This is a genomic window from Petralouisia muris, assembly GCF_004793545.1.
GTDB classification, from domain to species: domain Bacteria; phylum Bacillota; class Clostridia; order Lachnospirales; family Lachnospiraceae; genus Petralouisia; species Petralouisia muris.
Window position 1 is genome coordinate 1 of sequence record NZ_SRYA01000161.1, and the last position, 4,173, is coordinate 4,173.

The window sequence follows — 4,173 nt, forward strand, 5'->3', positions numbered from 1 at the left end:
CAGCGGATTCCGGAAGACATACTCATCGCTAAGACTTCCGAGGTTTTGGGGTATGGCGGCTGGGGACGGGAGGAACTGACCCGGGATATTGATGAGATATTAGTGCCGGAGCACAACTGCCTGGTCTACGTTTTCCATGATGGCCATATGGAAAGCGTCACTTGGCGGCATCCATCCCGCCGGGAAAGCTGGACGCCGGAAATGAGGCAGAAAGCGCGGGAACGTCAGCTGGAGGTTATCAGGCAAAAAAGGAAAGGAGATGAGGAAGAATGCTGGCATTTACAAGAAAAGTCCAAAAGATAGAGAGCCGCGCCAGCCTGCGTCAGAATGCCATAGATGCAACGATGCAGCAAAAACGGCGCGTAGCGGCTTATGCCCGTGTGTCTACAGATTCAGACGAACAGCAGTCCAGTTATGAGGCACAGGTTGACTTTTATACCCGCCATATCCAAAGCAACCCGGAATGAGAATTTGTCGGCCTGTACGCAGACGAAGGAATCTCCGGCACGAACACTAAAAGACGTGAGGGGTTTAACCGGATGGTGGCAGACGCACTGGATGGCAAAATTGACCTGATCCTCACCAAATCTATCAGCCGTTTTGCCCGCAATACAGTAGATACCCTGACGACCGTCCGCAAGCTAAAGGAGCGGAATGTGGAAGTATATTTTGAGAAGGAAAATATCTACACCTTAGACGCCAAAGGTGAAGTCATGATTACGATTATGAGCAGTTTGGCACAGGAAGAAAGCCGCTCCATCAGCGAGAACATTACCTGGGGAAAGCGCCGCAGCATGGAGGAAGGGAAGTTCTCCCTTGCCTATAAACACTTCCTTGGGTACAAGAAGGGCGAGGATGGTATTTTGGAGATTGTAGAGGATGAGGCGAAAATTATCCGCAAGATTTATCAACTGTTTCTAGAAGGGCAGACTGTCCGGATGATTGCCGACCACCTCACAAAACAGGGTATACCAACGCCAATGGGCAAGGAAAATTGGAGAGTCTCGACAATTATGAGCATTCTCCAAAACGAGAAATACAAAGGGGACGCCCTGCTCCAGAAAACCTATGTTGCCGATTTCTTAACCAAACGCGTCAAGAAAAACTGTGGCGAGATACCGCAATACTATATTAAGGACTCGCACCCGGCCATCATTGACCCGGCAACTTTTGACCTGGTGCAAAAAGAGATTGAACGGCGGCGTCCAGAACGCCATAAGCTGCACCGCAGCAATCCGTTTGCGGCAAAGGTTATCTGTGGGGATTGTGGCGGTTATTACGGCCGGAAAGTTTGGCACAGCAATAGTAAACACCGTAAATACATTTGGCGTTGCAACCAAAAATATGAAGAAAAAACGGCCTGTTCTACTCCGAATTTGGACGAGGCGACCCTCGAAGCAGCCTTCGTGGAAGCGTTTAACCGGATGCTCGGCAATAAAGAACAGTATATTGCCCGGTTTGAGGAAATGCTGCCGCTACTTGCTGATACCAGCAAATTGGAAAGGAAGCTGGCTGAAGCTCAAAACAAGCATAGCCATCTGATGAACAGCCTCCGCCTTTATATGGAAGAAAACACAAGGCAGATTCAAGACCAGGAGGAATACAACCGGCACTTTTCTGAGCTGGATACAGAATGTAAAAAGGCTGAGGAGGAAATCGAGGCCATACAAAAAGAGATTTTAGAGCAATCGGGAAGGAAAGAGCAAATCCGCCGTTGCCTGGATGAACTGCGAGGATGTGGGGATATTTTGGATGAGTTCGACGATGATTTATGGAGCTCTATGGTTGAATCCGTGACCGTATACGCCGATGAAAAATTGGAATTCCTGTTCCGGGATGGAACGAGAATTCCGATACAAATGCCAAAAAACAAAAAGAAAAAATAATACAACAGCACTTTAATAATGCACAGCCCGGCTGTGAGTAACTTAGTCATATAAAGCCTGCGGGATTGATTCCGTGGGCTTTTTAAAGTTTTATTCCTTACACAGTGTTTTTTGCATGTTCCAAAGAATCTCTGATGATTCTTTCCAAGTATTCTTTCTTAGATAAATCCCCTAAATCGTGGAATACTGCTGAGTAAGCGACAAGCGCAGTCCGGACGTACGTGCTATGTTTCTCAAAAATTGTTCGGTCAATGGAGATTCCTTGCGCCTCAATAAACTGGCAACAAAAAGTCACGGCAAGCCTGGTATTGCCTTCACGAAAACCATGTACTTTCCATACTGCCGCTAAATCTTCTGAAAAACATTTTGCCCTGCCATCTAAAGATAGGCTGGCCCAAGAACGTGATGTCATCTTCTTTAAGGCGTCAGACAAATCGCCCTCAATTTTTGCCTTGTCTGAATATTCTATAGACAAACCACCTAATGCAGGTTCCTCTTTTTCTATGTTGATTGTGCGGATTTTTCCAGCCCATTCGTAAATATCCTGGAAGATATATTTATGCATTTTGGCCAAATGACCAACATCATAACTCCCTTCTAATGGATTCTCAGCGAGCTCTCTTAAACGAAGGGAAACATAATCTGCCTCTGCATCATCCAGCATCTGCCGATCTTGAATACCTAAGATATTCCTAAGGATATTAGTTCCGGGATATACATATGGATCAAGCATCCTGCTTTACCTTATATTTTTTGTCCAGATATTTCTTTAAATCTTCCGTAGTAGCTTGCCCGTTTTTTTCCAATTCAATATATTTTTTGAAATCTTCTGTGGGCTCAAGCCCGTCAACTTTAATCATACCAATGGCATAATCCCAAGCCGCATCTACTGTCATATAAACTCCTCCAATCAATCTAAGATTATATTTAGTATACCACATTTTATGGATAAATACCACTATAATAGTTTCCTCCCGGACTTAAAGCGATTCGGTTAACCGTATGGCTGATAGTATTTTTCTCTCTCACCCCTCTCGTACCACACAGCGAACGGCAAAACCGTCCCCGCGGTAATAGTTATTCTGAGGACCGACATTCGTCGGGTACGTACTCAAGCGGTGACCAAACGTATCAGAACCAGCGGCAAACGACCACCAGTAGCCATGCGTGACACGTGCGTAGATGTAGCCATCTGAGCGATCGTAGTAGCCCGTACGGAGAAAGTTGGACGAATTCCAGTTAGACCATGCAGACCTCTGCAAAAGGAATGCATCGGTCGAGCCCAACACTAATTCGCACTAAAGTCTCAAACATTGGAATTCCTGTTCCGGGATAGGACGAAAATTCCAATACAAATGTCAAAAAGCAAAAAATAAAATAATAGCACTTTAACAATGCTGCTTATATTTATCTCATAAGACACCGTTACTATATGCTTTATCTCACACAGGACGACGCGGTTTATGTTGATATAATCTACCACGATTTACGCAATTATAAGGATATCTTTGTAATAACCCGTGTTCTCATTGCTGGCGATGATTAGTCAGGGAAACTGAGGCTTCAAGTTTCTAAAAATCATTTACTAAATAAACATTTCCTCTTGCACGTGTAATTGCTACGTATAGTTTATTCTTGGTGGGTGGCGGCAGTTCCAATAACTTACCAGCAGTACGTTTCTTGGCGGTAGTTTTATTTAACATCACGCATACATCCTTATAATGATCCTCTCCCTTTGTTTCGCCCCAATTTTTGTGGCAGCAACCAAACTTAGCCCCATTTTGATAGTGAAGTTTAATAATATTTTTGTCTGCGAGTATTGACATTATTCTTTTCTCATCGTCTACAAATTCGATTGCGGTGTCATCTTCTGCAGGACGATTTGATGATATTTCAATTCCAATATGGTCGTTAATATAATTGCAAATAGTTTTACTGCATCTCCAGCTATTCTGTAAGGTTGTATTGTCGATTAAAAATCCTTTTTTCGTAAATCGTGCTTCGTACTTTTTCTTGTCATCAAATAAAGTCCCATTCGCTTTGCCATCCCGGCTGGTATCGAATGTATGTTGATAAAAGTCACCTACAAAAAGCATATTCAACGGATTTTCCATAAGATTCTCTAAAAATGTGAAATCGCGCCCAGCAATATCCTGAACCTCATCAATAATAAACTCGTCAAAATATGTGTTTATACGTAGCTTTATATCATCCAGCACTCCTTCTTTTTCTAAAAGCAAAGCAAGCCTGTTGCTATATAAATAGCGATTTTGTGTCATATAATAAC

General features: G+C 43.5%; 5 protein-coding genes and 1 pseudogene. 3 read left to right on the forward strand and 3 right to left on the reverse strand.

Features of this window, described 5'->3' with window-relative positions; translation table 11 throughout:
* The 3 genes and pseudogenes from E5329_RS28445 to E5329_RS28450 all read left to right on the forward strand — a co-directional run.
* Positions 1-303: pseudogene (locus E5329_RS28445) on the forward strand (recombinase family protein); the annotation flags it as partial.
* Complete coding sequence (locus tag E5329_RS31360; protein ID WP_275443856.1) at positions 270-467, forward strand: hypothetical protein; 198 nt, start codon at positions 270-272, stop codon at positions 465-467. The pseudogene E5329_RS28445 and the gene E5329_RS31360, both read left to right, overlap by 34 nt.
* Before the next feature lie 12 nt (positions 468-479).
* Positions 480-1,886, forward strand: a complete 1,407-nt coding sequence (locus E5329_RS28450) for a recombinase family protein (RefSeq protein ID WP_275443857.1) — start codon at positions 480-482, stop codon at positions 1,884-1,886.
* Between the two features lie 97 nt (positions 1,887-1,983).
* Here the strand turns inward: E5329_RS28450 and E5329_RS28455 are convergent, their stop codons facing one another.
* The 3 genes from E5329_RS28455 to E5329_RS28465 all read right to left on the reverse strand — a co-directional run.
* Complete coding sequence (locus tag E5329_RS28455) at positions 1,984-2,619, reverse strand: Fic/DOC family protein (protein WP_135992487.1); 636 nt, start codon at positions 2,617-2,619, stop codon at positions 1,984-1,986.
* Positions 2,612-2,782 carry a hypothetical protein gene (locus E5329_RS28460; RefSeq protein WP_016287952.1) on the reverse strand — a complete coding sequence of 57 codons (171 nt, stop codon included), beginning with the start codon at positions 2,780-2,782 and terminating at the stop codon, positions 2,612-2,614. Before E5329_RS28460 ends, E5329_RS28455 begins: the two co-directional genes overlap by 8 nt.
* A gap of 675 nt (positions 2,783-3,457) precedes the next feature.
* A partial coding sequence (locus E5329_RS28465) for a hypothetical protein (protein WP_135992488.1) occupies positions 3,458-4,173 on the reverse strand: 716 nt, incomplete at its 5' end.

Coding starts and splice junctions, on each gene's coding strand:
- E5329_RS31360 (WP_275443856.1), top strand. CDS start 270: ATGCTGGCATTTACAAGAAAAGTCCAAAAGATAGAGAGCCGCGCCAGC.
- E5329_RS28455 (WP_135992487.1), bottom strand. CDS start 2,619: ATGCTTGATCCATATGTATATCCCGGAACTAATATCCTTAGGAATATC.
- E5329_RS28460 (WP_016287952.1), bottom strand. CDS start 2,782: ATGACAGTAGATGCGGCTTGGGATTATGCCATTGGTATGATTAAAGTT.